The organism is Mycobacterium stomatepiae, assembly GCF_010731715.1.
GTDB lineage: Bacteria > Actinomycetota > Actinomycetes > Mycobacteriales > Mycobacteriaceae > Mycobacterium > Mycobacterium stomatepiae.
The window spans coordinates 1,491,665-1,510,487 of record NZ_AP022587.1 but is presented as its reverse complement, the minus strand read 5'-3'; the positions used below and the strand labels follow the sequence as shown (position 1 = coordinate 1,510,487).

General features: G+C 67.3%; 21 protein-coding genes and 2 pseudogenes. 12 read left to right on the top strand and 11 right to left on the bottom strand.

Annotated elements, in window-relative coordinates; translation table 11 throughout:
- Positions 1–113 precede the first annotated feature (113 nt).
- A complete protein-coding gene (locus G6N54_RS07145; RefSeq protein WP_163789286.1) occupies positions 114–953 on the top strand; it encodes an MBL fold metallo-hydrolase in 840 nt (279 codons plus the stop codon).
- 44 nt (positions 954–997) lie between these two features.
- Positions 998–1,288: a hypothetical protein gene (locus tag G6N54_RS07140; RefSeq protein WP_163789285.1), complete on the top strand. Its 291-nt coding sequence runs from the start codon at positions 998–1,000 to the stop codon at positions 1,286–1,288.
- A gap of 8 nt (positions 1,289–1,296) precedes the next feature.
- Here the strand turns inward: G6N54_RS07140 and G6N54_RS30330 are convergent, their stop codons facing one another.
- Both G6N54_RS30330 and G6N54_RS07130 read right to left on the bottom strand, forming a co-directional pair.
- Positions 1,297–2,553 (bottom strand): Rid family hydrolase, encoded by a 1,257-nt coding sequence (locus G6N54_RS30330; RefSeq protein ID WP_163789283.1) that lies wholly within the window; start codon positions 2,551–2,553, stop codon positions 1,297–1,299.
- 33 nt (positions 2,554–2,586) lie between these two features.
- On the bottom strand, positions 2,587–4,155 hold the full coding sequence (locus G6N54_RS07130) for a long-chain-fatty-acid--CoA ligase (RefSeq protein WP_163794568.1): 1,569 nt from the start codon (positions 4,153–4,155) through the stop codon (positions 2,587–2,589).
- Positions 4,156–4,313: 158 nt separating this feature from the next.
- Here G6N54_RS07130 and G6N54_RS07125 point away from each other — a divergent pair, with 158 nt between their 5' ends.
- Complete coding sequence (locus tag G6N54_RS07125; protein WP_163789281.1) at positions 4,314–4,658, top strand: acyl-CoA dehydrogenase family protein; 345 nt, start codon at positions 4,314–4,316, stop codon at positions 4,656–4,658.
- A complete protein-coding gene (locus G6N54_RS07120) occupies positions 4,639–5,184 on the top strand; it encodes an acyl-CoA dehydrogenase family protein (protein ID WP_163789278.1) in 546 nt (181 codons plus the stop codon). The genes G6N54_RS07125 and G6N54_RS07120 overlap by 20 nt, the downstream gene beginning before the upstream one ends.
- Here the strand turns inward: G6N54_RS07120 and G6N54_RS07115 are convergent.
- Positions 5,165–6,094, bottom strand: a complete 930-nt coding sequence (locus tag G6N54_RS07115; protein WP_179969179.1) for a LysR family transcriptional regulator — start codon at positions 6,092–6,094, stop codon at positions 5,165–5,167. The genes G6N54_RS07120 and G6N54_RS07115 overlap by 20 nt on opposite strands.
- Positions 6,095–6,197: 103 nt before the next feature.
- Here G6N54_RS07115 and G6N54_RS07110 point away from each other — a divergent pair, with 103 nt between their 5' ends.
- The 3 genes from G6N54_RS07110 to G6N54_RS07100 all read left to right on the top strand — a co-directional run bounded on the left by G6N54_RS07110 (position 6,198) and on the right by G6N54_RS07100 (position 8,721).
- The gene (locus tag G6N54_RS07110; protein WP_163789276.1) at positions 6,198–6,986 is read left to right on the top strand and encodes an SDR family NAD(P)-dependent oxidoreductase; all 789 of its coding nucleotides are present in this window, start codon (positions 6,198–6,200) and stop codon (positions 6,984–6,986) included.
- Positions 6,987–7,003: 17 nt separating this feature from the next.
- Positions 7,004–7,936 carry a catalase family peroxidase gene (locus tag G6N54_RS07105; RefSeq protein ID WP_163789274.1) on the top strand — a complete coding sequence of 311 codons (933 nt, stop codon included), beginning with the start codon at positions 7,004–7,006 and terminating at the stop codon, positions 7,934–7,936.
- A 62-nt stretch (positions 7,937–7,998) separates the two neighbouring features.
- Entirely contained in the window at positions 7,999–8,721 is a 723-nt protein-coding gene (locus G6N54_RS07100; protein WP_163789273.1) for a sulfite exporter TauE/SafE family protein, read from the top strand.
- On the opposite strand, the pseudogene G6N54_RS07095 reads toward G6N54_RS07100, so the two are convergent.
- Positions 8,718–9,795, bottom strand: a pseudogene (locus tag G6N54_RS07095) (glutamate--cysteine ligase). The gene G6N54_RS07100 and the pseudogene G6N54_RS07095 sit on opposite strands and share 4 nt — an antisense overlap.
- An 18-nt stretch (positions 9,796–9,813) precedes the next feature.
- Entirely contained in the window at positions 9,814–10,197 is a 384-nt protein-coding gene (locus G6N54_RS07090; protein ID WP_163794566.1) for an anti-sigma factor antagonist, read from the bottom strand.
- Between the two features lie 200 nt (positions 10,198–10,397).
- On the opposite strand from G6N54_RS07090, the gene G6N54_RS07085 reads away from it, so the two are divergent.
- A complete protein-coding gene (locus G6N54_RS07085) occupies positions 10,398–11,018 on the top strand; it encodes a TetR/AcrR family transcriptional regulator (RefSeq protein ID WP_163789271.1) in 621 nt (206 codons plus the stop codon).
- Here G6N54_RS07085 and G6N54_RS07080 read toward each other — a convergent pair whose 3' ends face one another.
- On the bottom strand, positions 11,019–11,684 hold the full coding sequence (locus tag G6N54_RS07080; RefSeq protein WP_163789269.1) for a DedA family protein: 666 nt from the start codon (positions 11,682–11,684) through the stop codon (positions 11,019–11,021).
- Positions 11,681–12,532: an SGNH/GDSL hydrolase family protein gene (locus G6N54_RS07075; protein WP_163789267.1), complete on the bottom strand. Its 852-nt coding sequence runs from the start codon at positions 12,530–12,532 to the stop codon at positions 11,681–11,683. Before G6N54_RS07075 ends, G6N54_RS07080 begins: the two co-directional genes overlap by 4 nt.
- A gap of 102 nt (positions 12,533–12,634) precedes the next feature.
- Here G6N54_RS07075 and G6N54_RS07070 point away from each other — a divergent pair.
- The 4 genes and pseudogenes from G6N54_RS07070 (at position 12,635) to G6N54_RS07060 (ending at position 16,108) form a co-directional block, all read left to right on the top strand.
- Positions 12,635–14,300, top strand: a pseudogene (locus G6N54_RS07070) (acyl-CoA synthetase).
- A gap of 287 nt (positions 14,301–14,587) precedes the next feature.
- Entirely contained in the window at positions 14,588–14,875 is a 288-nt protein-coding gene (locus G6N54_RS30325) for a hypothetical protein (protein ID WP_232073458.1), read from the top strand.
- A 15-nt stretch (positions 14,876–14,890) separates the two neighbouring features.
- Positions 14,891–15,268, top strand: a complete 378-nt coding sequence (locus G6N54_RS30320) for a permease (RefSeq protein ID WP_232073456.1) — start codon at positions 14,891–14,893, stop codon at positions 15,266–15,268.
- Between the two features lie 36 nt (positions 15,269–15,304).
- Positions 15,305–16,108, top strand: a complete 804-nt coding sequence (locus G6N54_RS07060; protein WP_163789265.1) for an IclR family transcriptional regulator — start codon at positions 15,305–15,307, stop codon at positions 16,106–16,108.
- A 9-nt stretch (positions 16,109–16,117) separates the two neighbouring features.
- Here the strand turns inward: G6N54_RS07060 and G6N54_RS07055 are convergent, their stop codons facing one another.
- From G6N54_RS07055 to G6N54_RS07040, 4 genes are all read right to left on the bottom strand, one after another.
- Positions 16,118–16,957 (bottom strand): polysaccharide deacetylase family protein, encoded by an 840-nt coding sequence (locus tag G6N54_RS07055; RefSeq protein WP_163794565.1) that lies wholly within the window; start codon positions 16,955–16,957, stop codon positions 16,118–16,120.
- 93 nt (positions 16,958–17,050) lie between these two features.
- Positions 17,051–17,776: a class II aldolase/adducin family protein gene (locus tag G6N54_RS07050; RefSeq protein ID WP_163794564.1), complete on the bottom strand. Its 726-nt coding sequence runs from the start codon at positions 17,774–17,776 to the stop codon at positions 17,051–17,053.
- On the bottom strand, positions 17,773–18,579 hold the full coding sequence (gene hcaB / locus G6N54_RS07045; protein WP_163789264.1) for a 3-(cis-5,6-dihydroxycyclohexa-1,3-dien-1-yl)propanoate dehydrogenase: 807 nt from the start codon (positions 18,577–18,579) through the stop codon (positions 17,773–17,775). The genes G6N54_RS07050 and hcaB overlap by 4 nt, the downstream gene beginning before the upstream one ends.
- Positions 18,576–18,806: a dihydrodiol dehydrogenase gene (locus G6N54_RS07040; RefSeq protein WP_163794563.1), complete on the bottom strand. Its 231-nt coding sequence runs from the start codon at positions 18,804–18,806 to the stop codon at positions 18,576–18,578. Before G6N54_RS07040 ends, hcaB begins: the two co-directional genes overlap by 4 nt.
- Positions 18,807–18,823 lie beyond the last annotated feature (17 nt).

The following is an 18,823-nucleotide window of genomic DNA, read 5'->3' as shown; positions in this document are numbered from 1 at the left end:
AACGGCCTGGGTCCACGCCCGGTCCTCGGATTAGAGCGCCATTTCACCCCTGGCACGCCCGCGCGATCCGGTCCAGACTGAACGAAGCCATACCGGAGGCCGGAGAGCACACCATGACTTCCTTAGAGCTAACCAGCACGGGGACAGCGGATTTCACCGAGGGCGAGGTTTACTTCATCGGCAACGCCACCACCCTGATCCGCTTCGGCGGCCTGACGGTGCTGACCGATCCGGCCTTCCTGCACAAGGGCGAGCATGTCTTTCTGGGCCATGGCATTTGGGCGCGCCGCGAAGTCGAGCCGGCCTGCCAGATCGCCGACCTGCCACCGATCGATCTGATCGTGTTGTCCCACTACCACGGCGACCATTTCGACGACGTCGCCGCCCGAGAGCTCGACAAGACACTGCCGATCGTGTCGACGGCCGACGCGGTGGACAAGCTCGGGGGCCTCGGCTTCCAGCGGGGCTACCCGCTGGACACCTGGGAATCGCTGCGGGTGCACAAGGGCGACGCGACGCTGACGATCACCGCGATGCCGGGAAAGCACTCCGCCGAAGAGGAGGTCAACGAGCTGCTGATGCCGGTCAACGGGCACCTGCTCGACTTCAGCCGCGACGGCGAGCAGCTCTACCGGCTCTACATCACCGGGGACACGATGCTCGTCGACGATCTCGAGGACATTCCGCGCCGCTACCCGGACATCGACCTCGGCCTGATCCACACCGGTGGCACGACGTTCCTGGTCACGGTCGTCACGATGACGGGCCAGCAGGCGGTGCGGGCCGTCGAGATCACCCAGCCGCGCACCGCGATCCCGATCCACTACAACGACTTCTCGGTGTTCCTCTCGGGCCTCGACGACTTCAAGAAGGCCGCCGAGGCGTCGTCGGCGACGACGAAGTTCGTCTACTTGGCGCACGGCGAGACCTACACGTTCACGCCCAGCGCGTGAGGACAACAATGAGCATCGGACGCGACTAAGGACGGGGACGAGCAATGGTTAACAACGAAGGCATCGGCACGCTGAAACTCGAGTGTCCGCAAATGCATCCCGTGGGCCGGATTCTCAAAGAGGCCCCGCATCAGCAAGTCGTCTACGACCCCGGAGTGCAGGTGGGACCGCGCCGGTTCTGGCCGGACGAACACGACCAGCCGCGGTTCACCACGACCTGCCCCCAGTGCGGCAAACCGGTCGGCGAGGCGACGACCGCACTGCAGGACAAGCACCGCAACCTGCTCTTCAGCATGACCGAGACCGTCGAGGTCGCGACCCTGCCCTACGTGTAACGCCGCACCTAGTCCTTCAGGTCGATCCATTCACCGTGCGGGGCGGTGCGCAGCAACCGTTTGACGCCCGCCTGGTCGAATGCCGCCGCGAGCTCGGCCGGGCCCTCGGTCAAGTGGGCCCAGCCGTCGACGTGGGCCGGTATCACCACCTTGGCGCCCAGAATCTCGGCGGCCGCGGCTGCGCGGGCCGAGGTCAGCGTCAGCGGGCGCCCGCGCTCCTTGCTCGGCACGCTCGCGGCCCCCGCGAACAGCACCACGACGTCGATCTCGCCGATCCGGTCGGCCACCTCACCGACCGCACTCATCGAGGCGTTATCCCCGCTGAGATAGATGGTGGGCAGGCCGGGTCCGTACAGCACGAATCCGGTCGCCTCGCAGTTGACGTGGCCCTCCATGTCGCGCATCCCGTCGGCCGGACCATGCACAGCCGGAACCGCTTGTGCCGCAACGCGTCCGGGCCCGCCCGGCAAGTAGTAGGACTGCCACGGTTTGAGCCCCACCGCCGGTGGCCCGAACCGTTCCGCGGCGCCGGGATTGGTGACGATCAACGGTGCTGCCTCGGCGAACCGGCGGCCGGCGGTGTCCAGATTGTCGGGATGCTGGTCGTGGCTGATCAGCACCACGTCGACCTGCCCCAAGTCCTCGGCGCTGACCGCCGGACCGGTCAGTTTGTCGAGGTAGTCGTGCGGCCCGGGCGGGTCGAAGGTCGGGTCCATCACGATCCTGCGGCCGCCGATGTCGATGACCGTCGTGGGGCCACCCAGGACCGCGATCGCGCCGTCCCGTCGCTTCGCGTCGACTACCTCGCCCATGTCGCCCCTGATTGCATTCGCGGAGAATCGATATCGGGTCGAGTGCAGGCATAACATCGCCGGTCTGCGGATCGCGGTGACTTCCACTTCCACCCGGATATTCGGCCAGACCAGCGCCGGGATCACCGCCAGCATGGAGACGACGGGCTCGTGTGTGATCACCGACGAGCGCACCGCCGAGTAGGCCGGAATGTCGGCCGCGTCGGTCAGCCACTGCCGCACGCTGACGACGTCGGACAAGCTGGCCCCGGCGCGGTTCAGCGCCTCCTCGACGTTGCGCCACGCCTGGGTGGCCTCTTCGGTGAAGTCCTTCGGCAGTGTTCCGTCGGGACGCAGCCCGGGCGTGCCGGAGGTGTAGATAACCTCCGAGCCTGCGGGGATGCGTACCGCGTCGGCGTACTTGCCGATGTGAGCGGCGATGCCGGTGTTGATGGGTTCGAACGGTCTGCTCATTTCGCCCTTTCGTCGTGGATCATGCAGCCGGCGTCACACCCTGCGGTCGCGATCCTTCCAATATGGTTCGCGGAGCTGATTTTTCAGTATCTTCCCGCTCGCATTGCGGGGCAGCGCGTCCACGAAATCGACTGTGCGCGGGCACTTATAGCCGGCCAGATGCTGCCGGCAGAACTCGATGACCCCGGCGGGCTCCAGCTCGGCACCTGTCACCACGATCGCCTTGACCGATTCGCCCCACTGGTCGTCGGGCACCCCGATGATCGCGGCGTCGTCGATCTCGGGATGTTGCAGGAGCACGCTTTCCACTTCGGGTCCGTACACGTTCTCGCCGCCGGTGATGATCATGTCCTTCAGCCGGTCCTCGATGAACAGGTAGCCGTCGGCGTCGAGGCGCCCGATGTCGCCGGTGCGCAGCCAGTCGTCGGCGGTGATGGTGTCGGCGGTCGCCTCGGGCCGGTTGAGATAGCCGATCATCCGCTGATTGCTACGCGCCCACACCTCACCGGGCTCGCCGTGCGGTAGCTGCTCACCCGACTCGGGATCCACGATGCGGATCTCGTTGCCCTGCGCGGCCTTTCCGGCCGACATCAGCAGCTCGGGCCGGCTGGCATTGCGGTGGTCGTCAGCGTCCAGCGCCGAGATCGCGCCGCACAGCTCCGTTTGGCCGTACACCTGCACGAAGTTCATCTCGGGCCAGGCCGCCAGCGCGCGCTGCAGCAGCGGCAGGGGCATCGGTGCCGCCCCATAGACCAGGTAGCGCAGACCCGAGAGCGCCCCGATGGCGGCCTCCCCGGCGTCCAGGAACCGGGCGATCACCGGCGGCACGAAAAAGGCATGGGTCGCACCGGCTTTCACGGCGCCGATCAGTGTCGCCGCCTCGGGTTCGCGAGTCAGGAATGTCGGTACGCCCGCCCGGATGCCGAAGAACGCGTACGCGATACCGCCGACGTGAAACAGCGGCATGGCGACCAGGTTGGCATCCCCATCCGAAAACGGAAACGGCGGAGACAGATTCACGATGTGATTGACTAGCGCGCGCTGAGTCAGCTGAACACCTTTCGGGCGCCCGGTGGTGCCCGAGCTGTAGATAGTGATGGCTGCGTCGGTGTCCGCGACGTCGGGGTCGACATCGACGGGTGAGGCCGCGGCGACCAGGGTCTCGTATTCGTCGCCGGAGCCGCCCACCACGATGATGCGGTCCACACCAGGGGTTTTCGCGCGGATCGCTTCGACCGCGGACGCCAGCTCGGCGCCGACGACAAGCACACGCGCACCGCTATCGTTGAGCACGTGGACGAGCTCGTCGCCGATCACCCGCCAGTTGACGATCGTGGCCACCGCGCCGATCGACGTGGCCGCCAGCAGGGTTTCCAGACAGGCCGGGTGGTTCTTGTCCAGAAACGCCACCACCTCGCCGCGCTGCAAACCGGCGGCCCGCAGCATGCCGGCGGTCTGGCGAATCCGCGACGCCCACTGTGCCCACGACCACTGCTGCTCGCCGAAGTGGATCGCCACGTCGTCGGGCCGGCCCTGGGCGTGTTGCTCGACCATCCCGACGAGAGTCTCCGTCGTCCCGGTGGTGACGTCGGCTGGCGGCATTACTCCTCCGCTCATCGAAGCTCATGGATTCCCCAAGTTCAGTCAAGCCAAGGCTAGTCACCGTGTCCACAACGAGTTTCGGTGAGAGTAGAAGACTCTATCCTGGGAGCAAACCGGTCATGGAAATGGACACCGCTTCCAGCGAATGATCAGCTGTGATGAATCACGGTGCCCTGGCACGCGACATCCCCACCCACGAGGAAGTTGTCGCCCAAGCCCGCGCGTTGCAACCTGTTTTGGTTAAACACGCCGCAACAGGTGAATCACTGCGCCGGCTACCGGACCCGGTCGACGCCGCCCTCACCAAGGCCGGGATGTTTCGGCTGCAGACGCCCAAGCGCTTCGGCGGCTACGCCGTCGGTGCGCGCACGGTGCTGGAGGTGGGCGAGGCACTGGGCGAGGCCGACGCCTCCGCGTCGTGGTTGGTGGTGCTGGGGGCGTCGGCGAGCTCGATGGCCGCCCGGTTCGGGCCGCACTGTCGGTATGCGGGGAACGGGCAGTGACACCTGGGTCGCGGACGATGTCTTCGTTCCCGACTATCGGGCGGTATCCCTCGGCGCGATCGCCGAGGGAACTCTACCGCCGACGGCCGACGGACCGATGTACCGGCTGCCCGCCGTCGTGGCGGTGATGGTGCCCTTGCTGGCCCCGCTGCTGGGAGTCGGCCGCGCGGCGCTGCGTTTCGTGGCGGACAACGCGCAGACCAAACGACTTGCCGGCACCACGATTTCGCGGCAGCGCGAATCCGTTGGCCTACAGATACGGATCGCCGAGGCCGCCATGCGCCTGTCCACGGCACGGCTGCACGCGTTCGATATGGCTGCCAGCGTCGACGACGCGGCCGTCGACGGGCGGACATTCGGCTATGCCGCCCGTGCGGAGTTTCGCGCCCGGCTGGGCTATGCCGCCCAGCAGGTCGTCGAAGCGCTGTCGATCCTGGTCGACGCGCACGGTGCCGGCAGCTTCGCGGAATCCAGTCAACTGCAACAATATTGGCGAGACGCCAACATCAGGCGGTTGCCAGGGTGATTCGTGATCGGTAGGGGTCGGTGAAGGGCAGCCAGGCCTCGTCCAGATCGGGCACTTCGGCGGCGTCCGTCAGCGCGTCGATCACCCCACGCACGGTCTCCCGGTTCTCGATGCGCCGCCACACCAGCGACCACGTCCAAAAGGGTGCGGGCGGGGCGATCGGGCGCTGCACGAGATCTGCTGGCAGCCCGACGGTTTGGGCCTTGGGAGAGCTGAGCACCGGCCGGCCCAGCCGGCGGACGTGCTCGAAAAACATTGGGGCAGCTAGCCCGCCGTCGCTGATCCGCACCGTACGCGCGCCGGTCTCCCGGGCGAATTGCTCCCCGTACCGGTTCCAGGAGAACCAGCTGCCGGAGTCCGCGTCGAGCAGCACGACCGTGTCGGCCGCGTCGACCGCCGACGTGTCCGAGCCGACGCTGACCGCGTAGAGCTGTTCGGCGCCAATGAGATGCGCATTCAGGCCATGCCGGTCCAGATCGGAGGAGCGCACCCCGCAGATCGCCAAATCGACACCGCCCTCGGCGACCCGAGTGACCTGCGCGTGCGACGGCAGCACCCAGGTGTCGATGTGCACCTTCGCCACCGCGGAGGTTCGGTCGGCCAGGTCCGGCGGAAGCCATTGCGCGTACCCGATCCGCACGGGCTCGGCCAGCGACAGCCCGATTGCCGACCGCCGCAACTGATCTGCCTGATCCAGCAGCGTGCGGGCCGACGGCAGCAACGCCGCACCCGTCGCGGTCAGGGTGACCGAGCGCCGGTCGCGATCGAATAATCGCACCCGCAGATCCCGTTCGAGGACCTTGATCTGCTGCGAAAGCGACGGTCCGGCAATGCATAACCGCTTGGCGGCGCGACCGAAATTGAGCTCTTCGGCGACCGCTACGAAATAACGAAGATGACGCAACTCCACACTGAAAATGTTAGTGCGACAGTGGGAGTTACGGCCTAGCAGAATCGTGTTGACAACGTGTGTAACCATGACTGGGCAAACCCCCTCATGAAGGAATCAACACATGGTCAATGTTGATCGCGCCCGTCATCGCACGTTCGTCGTCACCGGCGCGGCATCGGGCATCGGCCTGGCTGCCGCGCGGCGCCTGGTAGCCGAGGGCGGCACCGTGATCGGAGCCGACCTGGAATCCCCGCCCGACTTGGGTCCCGACTTCCACTTCGTGACGGCCGACGTGACCGACGAGGCCGCCATCGAGGCCGTGTTCGCCGCGGTGCCCGGCCGTCTCGACGGAGTGTTCCACGCCGCCGGTGTCGCCGGGGGTGGCCCGGTCCATCTGCTCGACCGCGCGGAGTGGGATCGCGTGATCGGGATCAATCTCACCGGCACGTTCCTGGTGGCCAAGGCGGCCTTGGCCACGATGATCGAGCAAGACCGGGTCGACGGCGAACGCGGCTCGATCGTGACCGTGGCCAGCATCGAGGGACTGGAAGGCACCGCCGGCGGCAGCTCCTACAACGCGGCCAAGGGTGGGGTGGTGCTGCTCACCAAGAACATTGCGCTCGACTACGGCCCGAGCGGCATCCGGGCAAACGTCATCTGCCCCGGCTTCATCGATACACCGATGGCCCAAAGTGTTTTCGGCCTGCCGGGGATGGAGGGTCCGCTGGCATCGATCACCGAGGAGCATGCGCTGCAACGGCTCGGCCGCCCCGACGAGGTCGCGGCCACGGCGGCGTTCCTTTTGTCGCTCGACGGGTCGTTCGTCAGCGGTCAGGCCATCGCCGTCGACGGCGGTTACACCGCTGGTCGCGATCACGGTGTCGTCAAACTCTTCGGCTTTCCGCAGTAGCGCTTTAAGATTCGCGCATGGTCACCGCTGACGATGCGATCGAGGCGATTCGCGGCACCGGGGGAGCCCAACCCGGCGCTCGGGCGCTACACGCGAAAGGCACGCTGTACCGCGGTACGTTCACCGCTACCCGCGATGGGGGAGAGCTCTCCCTGGCAAAGCATCTCGACGGCGCGGAAGTTCCCGCGCTGATCCGTTTCTCCAACGGATCCGGAAACCCGAAACAGGCCGACGGCTCGCCCGGGGTGCGCGGGATGGCGGTGAAGTTCACCCTGCCCGACGGATCCACCACCGACGTGTCGACGCAGACCGCCCGGCTGTTCGTCTCCAGCAAGCCCGAAGGCTTCGTCGATCTGCTCAAGGCCATGCGGCCCGGCCTGACTACGCCGCTGCGGCTGGCGAAGTACTTCGTCACCCATCCCCGGCTGCTCGGCGCGTTGCCGGTGGTGCGCGACGCCAACAAGGTGCCGGCCAGCTACGCCACCATCGAGTACCACGGCCTGCACGCATTCCGGTGGATCAGCGCCGACGGCAACGCCAGATTTGTTCGCTACCATCTGATTCCGGCCGCCGGCGAACACTACCTGTCCGGATCCGACGCCCACCGTGCGGCTCCCGACTTCCTCACCGACGAGCTGAAAGCGCGTCTGGCACAAGGGCCGGTCCGGTTCGACTGCCGCGTTCAGATCGCCGGGCCGCAGGATTCGACGATCGACCCGTCGGCGCCGTGGCGAAGCGCCGAGACGGTCACCGTCGGCACCATCGAGATCACCGGTCTCGACACCGAGCGCGAACACGACGGCGACATCGTCGTATTCGACCCGATGCGGGTCACCGACGGCATCGAGCCGTCCGACGACCCCGTGCTGCACTTCCGCAGCCTCGCGTATTCGGCCTCGGTCAGGCTGCGCACCGGCGTCGACCGTGGCTCCGAAGCACCGCCGGCCTGACGAAAAGCCGCTCAGCTGCCCGATTGTCGGCGCAATCCGGCACCGGACTATCGTCGTCGGCAGTGTCGCATTCGCATATGGTTTTGATCGCCCTGGCCGGGTTCGCCGCTGGCGCAATCAATGCGCTCGTCGGTTCGGGGACCTTGATCACGTTCCCGACGTTGGTCGCGTTGGGCTATCCGCCGGTGACGTCCACGATGTCGAACGCGGTCGGTTTGGTGGCGGGCAGCGTGTCGGGCACCTGGGGCTACCGCGTCGAACTGAACGGGCAGTGGGATCGGTTGCGTTGGCAGATCCCGGCGTCGCTGGCCGGCGCCGCGGTGGGCGCGTTCCTGCTACTGCACCTGCCCGAGACGGTGTTCGCCAAGGTTGTGCCGGCACTGCTGGTGCTAGCCCTGGTGCTGGTCCTGGTCGGGCCGCGGATTCAGGCGTGGGCGCGACGGCGGGCCGAAGAAGCCGGGCGATCACCCGAACACGTGACGCCGGCCCGGCTGGCGGTACTCGTCTTCGGAACGTTTGCCATCGGTGTGTACGGCGGATACTTCACCGCCGCCCAGGGCATCCTGTTGGTCGGGGTGATGGGTGCGCTGCTGCCGGAGTCGGTACAGCGGATGAACGCCGCCAAGAATTTGCTGGCGCTGCTGGTGAATGTCGTTGCGGCGGTGGGCTCCCTGATCGGTGGGTGGGTGGGCGCGCGCTACGGACGACGGTTATCGCCGAATGCATTGCGCGCCACGATCATCGTGGTCGGACTGATCGGCCTCTATCGCCTGGTCACGGTCTAACCCGCGGTGTCGGCGGCGGCCTGGTTGATGACGTCCATCATGTCGGCGCGCTGTTGCCAGGCCTTCCGTTGCCTCATCGCTCCATTGCCCTGCGCCATGATGCGGTCGAGTTCGGCTGTGACGCGGTCGTATTCGCCGAGCTCGTCGAGCGCCGGGCGGACCCGCTGCACCAGTTCGTCTAACCTCTGGCGCGCCGGCGCCGCGCTGCCGACGGAGTCGATCAAGTGTCCGGACAGTCCGTCGTGGGCTGCCTTCCAGTACGCCGCTCGCAGGATTGCGGGCGGTAGCCGCCCGCCGTCGTCGCCGCGGCCGTCGGCCTGCAGCGCCGTCATCACCGCGGCCCGGATCAGGGTGGCCAGCAGCACCGTTTCCTCGACCGTCGCCGGTACGTCGGCCACCCGCACCTCGACCGTCGGCAAGTTGGCCGACGGGCGCACGTCCCAATAGACCATCTTGCGATCGAGAATCACCCCGCTGTCGACCAGCATGCGCGCGGTGTGGTCGTACTGCTCCGGTGAGGCGAAGAACGGCGGCGGGCCAGCGCCGCCACAGGATGCTGCGCCAGCTCGCGTAGCCGGTGTCGGTATTGCGATAGAGAGCCGAATTCGCGGACAGCGCAAGCAAAGTCGGCAGCCACGGCCGCAGCCAGTTGCTGACCTTGATCGCGGCCGCCCGGCCGGGTACCTCGACGTGCACGTGGCATCCGCAGATGCCCTGCTCGTGGGCGACCATTCCGAACTTCTCACCGATCTGCCGATAGCGTTGGGTGTCGGTGACGGGGAATTCGTGCGGCGTGACCGGCGGCAGTCCCAGCGCCAGGAGCCGTACTCCACTGGCGTCGGCGGCCTGCGCCGCGGTGCGTCGCAGCAGGGCGAGTTCAGCACCGAGTGCGGCGCTGTCGGTGGCCACACCGGAGGCGGTTTCGACCTGGCAGCTGCTCAATTCCAGCTGCAGATCCACGCCCCGGCGCTGGGCCTGCGCGGCGACCTCCCCATTGCGTGGCGCCGGCTCGCCGGTCTCGGCGTCGACGAGGAGGAACTCTTCCTCGACGCCGAAGCTCGGTACGTGAGGCATCCAGCCCGGCAACCGTGATCAGCGAGCCAGGGCGGAGTCCGCGGTCGGGTAGATGGGCAGCACGCCGCCGAGGCCGCACGCGTCGACGATGCGGGCGACGATCCGCTGCGGGCTGACCAGACGGAGTTCGACGCCGCGCCGGCGCAGGGTCTCTGCTTCGGCGGCCAGCGCCTCGACCGCGCAGCAGGCGATGAAATCCAGATCGGTGACGTCGACGATCAAAGGCCCGGGGCAGGTGACGACGCCGGCCGCTTCGCTGACCAGGCGGCGCCAGGTTTCCTCGTTGCAGGCATCGATCTCCCCGCCGGCGTAGATGACCACCGCCGTGCCGCGGCGGTCGGTGGTCGCCCGCAGCGTGCTGTGCGGGTCGCCGAGCTCGTAGATCAGCCGAGTGCTGAGCATCAAGCGCGGGCCCGAGGCAGGGGGCGAGGATTCGATAATCGTCGTCATGGGGGACTCCTAACCCGGCACCGATTGGCGCCGCGATGGATGTCCGTCCTGGTGTCTGAAGACGAACCTTCCGCGAAGTGCGGATCTCCTTTGTATAACGAGACAGGGCGGTCTGTCTACCTGTGGCGGTTAAGAGTATCGTAAGCCGAAATATGGCAACCTCCGACGTCGTGCCGGCTGCTCCGTCTGCTCGTGAACGGATACTGAATGCGGCATATGAGCTGTTCAGCCGGCGTGGGATTCATGCGGTCGGCACCGACGAGGTGATCGACCGGGCCGGCGTGGCCAAGGCGACGTTGTACCGGCATTTCGCGACCAAGAACGACCTCGTATTGGCCGTCCTGCAGCGCCGCGAAGAGATCTGGACGCACGGGTTGATCGAGGCGCAGTCCGAGCAGCGCGGCACCACGCCCGAGGAACAACTGCTGGCGATCTTCGACGTCATGCACGAGTGGTTCCAGCTCCGCGACGGCTACGAGGGCTGCTCGTTCATCAACGTGCTGCTCGAGCTGGGTTCCGATCATCCCGCCGGACAGGCTTGTATCGCCCACATCGACCACGTCCGCGACATCGTGCGCCGCCGGGCGCTGGCGGCGGGGCTCACCGACGTCGAGGACTTCGCCTCGTCATGGCACATCCTGATGAAGGGGGCCATCATTCTCGCGGCCGTGGGCGACCTGGACGCGGCCCGACGCGCGCAGAAGATGGCCGTACCGCTGATCGAGCAACACCGGCCGGCGACCGTCGCCGAGATCGGGGAGGCGGCCGGCTGATCACGCCGGGTCGGCGGCGGCGCTTCCGTGTTGCGCGGCGTGTTCGGCCTCGAGTTCGGCGATCGCGCGGGATGTACGTTCGCGCAGCAGGATTGCGGCGATCAGGCCGACGATGATCGCGATCACAAGCGCGATCCAGGAGAACCGTTCCAGCCATCGTTCGGCGGCCATCCCAGCGAAATAGACCAGCGCGGTCGTGCCGCCCGCCCAGCAGATGGCGCCGGACACGTTGGCGGCCAGGAACCGCTTGTAGTGCATCTTCAACGCGCCGGCCAGCGGCCCGGCAAAGATCCGCAGCAGTGCGATGAAGCGACCGAAGAACACCGCCCGGATTCCCCAGCGGTCGAACAGGCGCTCGGCCAGCATGACGTGCCCGGGGCCGAAGTGCTTGGGAAACCGCTGGCCCAGCTTGTCGAAGAGTCCCATGCCGAAGCGCCGCCCGATCGAGTAGCCGATCGAATCGCCGATCACCGCCCCGATCACGGCCGCGACGCCGACACCGACCGGGTTCACAGCAAGGTGGTGATGAGACGACATCAGTGCCGCGCTGACCAGAACGATCTCACCGGGTAGCGGTATGCCCAGGCTTTCCACGCCGACCACACCGCCGACCACGAGGTAGACCGCCAGCGGCGGGATGGACTGCAGCAAAGCCTCGACGTTCATGGGTCAAGGATGCCTGACTGTTGGCGACCCGGTACCGCAATGTCGTCGATGGGCGCGGCGTGCGGCATGCTCACGGGTCCCAGTTCGGGGCGTTTGGGGAAGCGCCCGTCGGCCGCGGACAGCCCGCGCATGCGCCGCCAGAGCCAGGGGAAGAAGTTGTCTTGCGTCCAGCGCAGCCGCCCGTAGGCGCCCGCGGCAATGGACAGCTGCGTTGGATTCGGGTGCGCTGCGGCCCAATCATGGCTGCTGTCAGGCAAATTGAGGGCCTCGGCGGCGGCAGCGGCGAATAGGATATGGCCTTTGGGCGAGGCGTGCACCCGGTCGAAGCTCCAGGTGTCCCAATCGCGCATCGAGGCCGCGTTGTACAGATCGACGAGCTTGAACCCGTAGCGGCCGGCGGCGACTGTGATCGCGTTGTTCATCCGGGCCAGCCGTTTGGACACGATGCGGCCGAACGGCAGGAATTGCGCGACGTTCGGGAACGTCGTCGTCACCACCGTTGCGCCCGATCTGGCCAGCGCCGCATAGACGTAGTCGAGCTCGGCCAGCGCCCGGGGGAACTGTCGGCCGGGCTGGATGACGTCGTTCATCCCGACGCAGATGGTGATCAGATCCGGCTTCATCGCCAGCATCGGCGGAATCTGCTCGGTGAGCACATCGCCCAGTTTTTTACCCCGGACGGCGAGGTTGGCGTATTGCAAGCCGGGGTAGAGGGTGTCGAGCATCACGGCGAGCCGATCGGCGAATCCCACGAGACCGGTGGTTTCGTCACCGTCCCACAGACCTTCGGTCTGACTGTCGCCGAGGGCGACGTATCTGGAGTATCCGGCCCGCGCAGCTCCGTACACGATGCCGAGAGTAAACCCGATTCGAATCCCGAGGCGCGACGTCGGCCGCGAAACGCTGGCGTAGCGTGACTGTCGCCGGGCCTGTCGGTGTGAGGAGAGTCAGTGGAATTCAATCTCGCCCAAGTGTTCTCGGCGGTCGCGGCCGCAAATCCGGATCGCGACTGCATTGTGTTTGGACACCGACGATTCACCTACTCGCAAACTGCCGAACGCGCCCGGCGGCTCGCGCAAGCGCTGCACTCGTGGGGACTGGGCGCCCGCCGGGAACGTGACGAACTGGCTCCGCACGAATCCGGGCAAAGTCATCTCGGGCTGTACATGGCCAACTGCAACGAATACCTCGAGGGCATGCTGGGCGCATACCTGGCGCGGGTCGCCCCGTTCAACGTGAACTATCGTTACGTCGCCGACGAATTGGTCTATCTGCTGGGCAATGCCGGCGCGGAAGCCGTGATGTATCAGGCGCGGTTCGCCCCGACCCTGGCCGAGGCGTTGGAGACAACCCAGCTGCCGCCGATGCGGCTGATCCACGTCGACGACGAGTCCGGCAACGATCCGTTGCCCGGGGCGGTGCGGTACGAGGAACTGCTGGCTTCTCACGACGGGGGGGCTATCCGACGAGCCCCTCGATCTCGCGCTGTCGCCCGACGATCTTTATGTGCTCTACACCGGCGGCACCACCGGGATGCCCAAGGCAGTGCTGTGGCGCCAGCACGACATCTATATGAACGCGATGGGCGGACGGCCGCCGTTCGGCGGCGAGACGGTGACCAGCATCGAGGACATCGTCGAGCGGTCGCGGCTGCCGGGACCCGGCTCGATGACCTGCGCGCCGTTGATGCACGGCGCGGCGCAGTGGGCGTCCTTCATCAGCCTGTGTGGCGGCCGGCCGTTCGTGATGGCGGCGACGACCACCCACTTCGATCCGGCCGAGGCGTTGGCGCTGGCCAGCCGCGAACGGGTGATGTCGATGTCCTTCGTCGGCGACGCCTTCGGGCGGCCCCTGCTCGACGCGCTCGAGTCCGGGGATTACGACCTGTCCGGGCTGCTGCTGCTGATCACCGGCGGCGCGGCGCTCAGCGCACCGCTCAAGCAGCGTTTCCTGGACCTGCTGCCCCACCTGACCATCCTGGACGCGGGTGGCGCCTCGGAATCCGGAGCCCAGATGATGCAGGCGTGCAGCCGCGCGCAGAGCGCATCCGGCCGCTTCGCGCCGAACCCGGGCGCGGTGGTGGTCAGCGAGGACCTGACCCGGATCCTCACCCCGGGCGACGACGAGATCGGCTGGCTGGCCCAGCAGGGCCTGATACCGCTGGGCTACCTCGGCGACCCGGAGAAGACCGCGCGGACATTCCCGATGATCGACGGGATCCGGCATTCGGTGCCCGGCGATCGTGCCCGTTGGTTCGCCGACGGCGAGATCGAGCTGCTGGGTCGCGACTCGGTCACGATCAATTCGGGGGGCGAGAAGATCTTCGCCGAGGAGGTCGAGGCCGCGATCGCCGAACACCCGGCGGTGTACGACGTGGTGGTGACGAGCCGGCCCAGCGCCCGGTGGGGTAACGAAGTCGTCGCCATCGTCGCGCTGGCCGACGGAGAAAAGGCGTCCGAAAAACAAATGGCGGACAGCATCATCGCCGAGGCGGCCCGCCATGTCGCGCGCTACAAACTGCCGAAGGCGGTGGTCTTCCGCGATCGTCTGCAACGGTCACCATCCGGCAAGGCCGACTACCGGTGGGCGAAAGATCAAGCTGCACAAGATGTCTGAATCGACTTGGACTCCGCGGCGGGGCGTCACGATCGGCGTTCTCGTCACGCTGGGTGTGTTCGTGCTGGGGCTGCTCTGGGCGAAGTGGACGCCGTATCTCGCCAAAGCCTTGACGGCGCAGCGGACTCGTCACTGGTCGGGGTCGAACATCCTCGCGGTCGGTGGCGTGCGGGCGGGCGACGGTCCGACCTGGCATGCGGCCACGACCTTCTTTCACGCGTACGCCGCCGCGGCTGTTGAATCGCCGGGGTTTGGTGTCGAGCGCGCTGGCCGGAGGAGTCGCGAGCATGCCCTCGATGATGTGCACATGCTGCGCCGCTCCGATCGCTGTCACGTTGCGGCGCAACGGCGTCACGCGCACCGCGGCTATCGCCTACTGGCTCGGGAATCCGCTACTGAATCCGGCGGTACTGGCTTTCCTGTTCTTCGTCGCCCCCTGGCAATGGACGCTGACCAGGGCGGTCGTCGGAGTCGTGACGGTGATCGGCGTTGCGGTGGCGGTGGGACTGGTCACCGGCGCGTCCGGGCAACCCGCGCCGACGGCGATCGCGCCACCTGCCAATGAATCCGGCTGAACTGCAAGCAGATTCGTGCGCTCACTGCTCTGCTTATGCCTAGTCCTGCTGCCGGAGTACGCGATCATGGTGCTGGTCGTCGGGGCGTTTCGCGGCTGGTTGGTGACCCTGACTCAGCCTCCGCACCGAGGCCTGCTGATCGTCGTGCTGGCGGCGATCGTCGGCACCCTCCTCGTCATTCCGACGGCAGGGGAGATACCCATCCTGCAGAGCCTGGCGCTGCTCGGCGTTTCGTCGGGCCCGCTTGGTGCACTGCTGATCACGCTTCCCGCGATCAGTGTCCCCGGCGTCGCCATGGTCGCCCGCAGTTTCGGCTGGAAGGCCATCGTGACGGCGACGGGTGTGGTCGTCGCGGCGGGACTGCTCGGCTCCGCGGTTCTGAGCGTGCTGTGAGTCGTGCAGCCCGCGCCAGCTGAGTACCGTGAATTCGTGCCGAAGAAGCAGCAGCGGGCCGCGAACGAGCCGGCCACCGATTCGCTTGTGCCGCAGTACCCGATCGAATCGGTCGACAACGCGCTCAAGCTGCTGCTCCTGCTGGGCGAGCAGCCTCAGATCCGGCTGAGCGAGGCGACTCGCTATCTGGGCGTGGCATCGTCCACCGCACACCGGCTGCTGGCGATGCTGACCTATCGCGGTTTCGTCCGGCAAGACCCGGTGTCCAAGGCCTACCTGCCCGGTCCGTCGCTCACCGGTGTGGCTTTTGCGATCTTCGGCCGCATCGACATTCAGGGCTCCGCCGCGCCGGTCCTGCGCGGTCTGTCCGCGCAGCTCCGGGAAACCACGCACATCGGGATGCTCGACGGCGCCAACGTCCGCTTCGTCGCCGCGGTCGAGGGCCCGGCTGCCGTCCGGGTGGCCTCCCGGTTGGGGCGCACGATGCCGGCGCACTGCACCTCGACGGGCAAGGTCATGCTGGCCCAGCTGTCGCCGCCGGAATTGGATGCGCTGCTGCCCGACCAGCAACTCGAGCGCATCACCGCGCGCTCGATCGGCAGCCGCGCCGAGTTGGAGGACGAGCTCGCCCGCATCCGCGACCGGGGCTACGCCATCAACGAGGAGGAGAGCGAGGAAGGCGTCGCCTCGGTCGCGGTACCCATACCGACCCGCGCTCCGGGACTGCGGCTTGCGCTCAATGCGGCCGCGCCGCGGCACCGCCTCGACGGCGCGCGGCACCCGGCGGTGGCGGCCGTACTTGTCAAGGCAGCCAAGGAGATTGGCGACCAGCTGAGCTGAGTCCGCTGCCTAGTTAGCGAAACTCGGTGTCCGGTACGGGATTTCCGGGCGCAGGAAAACATCGTTGAGTGTGACTGTTCGCAGCTTGCGGTCCCGGATGATCTCCACCAACTGCCCGTACACCCGGGTGACCGGTGCGTGGTTGAGATGGCCGATCACGATGTTCTCCGGCGTGAAGTACTGGTCGGCGAGCTTGACGATCTGGTCTTCGGGAAGCAGCGCCGAATCGCGTAAGTCGCCATTCCACAGCGTGGGCACCTGGTAGCCCAGATCGGCGGCCACCGCATCGACCACGGCGTTGTGGTGGCCGTACGGCGGCCGGAAGTATGGTGCGGCGTCCACGCCATACGTGTCGTGCAGGAATGCGTCGGTGCTCTTCAGCTCGTCGGCGATCTGCTTGGGCGACAGTTTCGTCAGGTCCGGATGCGTCCAGGTGTGGTTGGCCAGTTGGATCTGCCCGGAGTCCACGAGCGGGCGAAGCAGCGCGGCATTCTCCGTCCAGGACTTGAAGACTCCGGTGACAAAATAGGTCAGCCGCACGCCGGAGTCCTTGGCGAATTGGGTGTAGGCCCGCACCACATCGGTGTCGACCCCGTCGTCGACGGTCCACGCTAGCAGATCGCCGTTGCCGGGAAGCTGTTTGAGCACCGAACCGCCGGGCAGTGCGACACGCGCGGCCGGTCCCGGCGGCGGCAACAGTTTGGGCGGTGCCGGGGCGACCGGGTTGGGCGCGGGTCCGAGAGCGTCGGCGCGGGCCACGGTCTCCTTCGTCCCGTTCGCCGACGACAACGAGATACCCGTGACGGCGACGGTGGCGGCGAGCGCGACCAGGAATCGCCGGCGGTCCAGTTCGGTCACCTGCAAAGGCTAAGTCGGCCGCCGCGCCAATCCCGTTCGTAACGGTCGAGTGTCGCCAGCAGATGCGAACTTGTGACCTTGACGTCAGTCGGCCCGCAACCGGGCGACCTCATGCCGCCAGGCCGCCTCGGCGGTGAAGGCCGGCCCCAGATCGGGCAGATCCTCCCAGTCGGCGTCGTCGATGTCGTGCAGCGTGCCGCCGGCCGACAGCACCCGCAACGACATCCGGGCCAGCGCGTCGAGGCTGATCGCCTGCAGCACGGCCTGCTGCACAGTGGTTGCGGCACTAGTGATTCCATGCCCGCGGAGGATCGCCACCGGCCGCCCCCGCATCGCGGTCACCATCTCCTTGCCCAGCGCGTTGGTGCGGATCAGCACGGCGCGTTGGTAAACCGGCACGCCGCCGCGCGCGAGCCAGGCGCCGGGAATATCGTAGGCCCCGTAGATCGGCCGGATCGTGATGCCGGCCAGATCCGCGGCGACGACGGCCGGAGGGTGCAGGTGCGCGACGGCCCGGTGCTGCGCGTCGGCGAGCATGGTCTCGACGTGGATGGGCAGTTCGTTGGGAACGTGGTACCCCTCGAGTTCGCCACTGGCGCCGGCGCTGCCGTCTAATCGGATCAGGCGGATGTCGCCGGGCACGGTGTTGGCCACGCCGGTATCGGATTCGCTGCGGCAGCGCACCAGCAGGTGATGGTCGTCGACGCGCAGGCTCAGGTGGCCGAGCATCCCGTCGACCAGGCCGCGGGCCGCGGCCACCCGGCAGCCCAGGGCGACCAGGGTCCGCTGACCGTCCAGCTCGCCGGTTATCGTGGTTTGGCCTTCGGTGTGCTGATACCGAACCCTCCGTCGGGGTGGATGGTTTCACCGGTGATCCCGCGGGACCGGCTGGAGGCCAAGAACACGAACGACCACGCGTGGTCGGGCCCGGACAGCGCGACATTCAACGGGGTGCGGGCGGCGACGTCACGTGCCCGGTTCGGGTAGTCGTCGAGCCGGGTGTCGTTGAGCCCCAGGCTGTTCAGGCCGCGCAGGTCGGTGTTGAGGGTGCCGCCGGGCGCCACGCCGTTGACCCGGATCGCAGGCGCGAGCTCGTGAGCCAGCGACGCCACCAGCCCGCGCACGGCGAACTTCGACGACACGTACAGCACGCCACCGCGGCCGGGGTAGTACGACGACGCGGACTCGGTCAGGACGATCGACGGCTCGGTCCCGTTTCGCAGCGCGGGCACCGCAGCCTTGACGGACTGCAAATGGCTCAGCACGTTGGTGTGAAACATCTCGTCGAACGCGGCCGCGAGACTGTCGGTGTCGAGATCGGCCACGCCCCGGTAGAAGTCGAACACTCCGACGCAGTTGACCAGGATGTCCAGCCCGCCGAACGAATCGACCGCCGCGGTGACGGCGCGCTGGTTGGCCTCGCTGGTGATCGCGTCCCCTTCAACCACCCGAACATCGGGCAGCTGCGTGGACAGCGCGTCACACTTCTGCCGATCGCGTTCCAGGACAGCAACTCTGGCGCCTTCGGCGAGGAAGGCGTCGATGACGGCCTGCCCGATTCCGGATCCGCCGCCCACGACCAATGCACGTTTGCCGTGCAACCAGGCGGTCACTGCGGATCGGGGAGCAGCGGCGCCCCCGAGTTCCCCACCATCGCCGCCAGCGTTCGAGGGTTCTGCCACGTCAGCGCCTCCACCTCTAGTGCGTCCAGGCTGATCCACCGTCCCGTTCTGGGTGCGCGGATCAGCAGTCGCGCTCCGTTGCGGGTGTCGACCCGCTGCATCACGATCTCGGTGAATTCGTTTGCCACCGTGAGCGGTTCGCCGACCGCACCCGCCATCAGCCGCTCGAGTTCGT

Coding starts and splice junctions, on each gene's coding strand:
- G6N54_RS07105 (WP_163789274.1), top strand. CDS start 7,004: ATGGTCACCGCTGACGATGCGATCGAGGCGATTCGCGGCACCGGGGGA.
- G6N54_RS07080 (WP_163789269.1), bottom strand. CDS start 11,684: ATGAACGTCGAGGCTTTGCTGCAGTCCATCCCGCCGCTGGCGGTCTAC.
- G6N54_RS07145 (WP_163789286.1), top strand. CDS start 114: ATGACTTCCTTAGAGCTAACCAGCACGGGGACAGCGGATTTCACCGAG.
- G6N54_RS07120 (WP_163789278.1), top strand. CDS start 4,639: ATGCGGGGAACGGGCAGTGACACCTGGGTCGCGGACGATGTCTTCGTT.
- G6N54_RS30330 (WP_163789283.1), bottom strand. CDS start 2,553: ATGAGCAGACCGTTCGAACCCATCAACACCGGCATCGCCGCTCACATC.
- G6N54_RS07085 (WP_163789271.1), top strand. CDS start 10,398: ATGGCAACCTCCGACGTCGTGCCGGCTGCTCCGTCTGCTCGTGAACGG.
- G6N54_RS07110 (WP_163789276.1), top strand. CDS start 6,198: ATGGTCAATGTTGATCGCGCCCGTCATCGCACGTTCGTCGTCACCGGC.
- G6N54_RS07130 (WP_163794568.1), bottom strand. CDS start 4,155: ATGCCGCCAGCCGACGTCACCACCGGGACGACGGAGACTCTCGTCGGG.
- G6N54_RS07040 (WP_163794563.1), bottom strand. CDS start 18,806: ATGGCGGGTGCGGTCGGCGAACCGCTCACGGTGGCAAACGAATTCACC.
- G6N54_RS07140 (WP_163789285.1), top strand. CDS start 998: ATGGTTAACAACGAAGGCATCGGCACGCTGAAACTCGAGTGTCCGCAA.
- G6N54_RS30325 (WP_232073458.1), top strand. CDS start 14,588: ATGCCCTCGATGATGTGCACATGCTGCGCCGCTCCGATCGCTGTCACG.
- G6N54_RS07125 (WP_163789281.1), top strand. CDS start 4,314: ATGAATCACGGTGCCCTGGCACGCGACATCCCCACCCACGAGGAAGTT.
- G6N54_RS07090 (WP_163794566.1), bottom strand. CDS start 10,197: ATGCTCAGCACTCGGCTGATCTACGAGCTCGGCGACCCGCACAGCACG.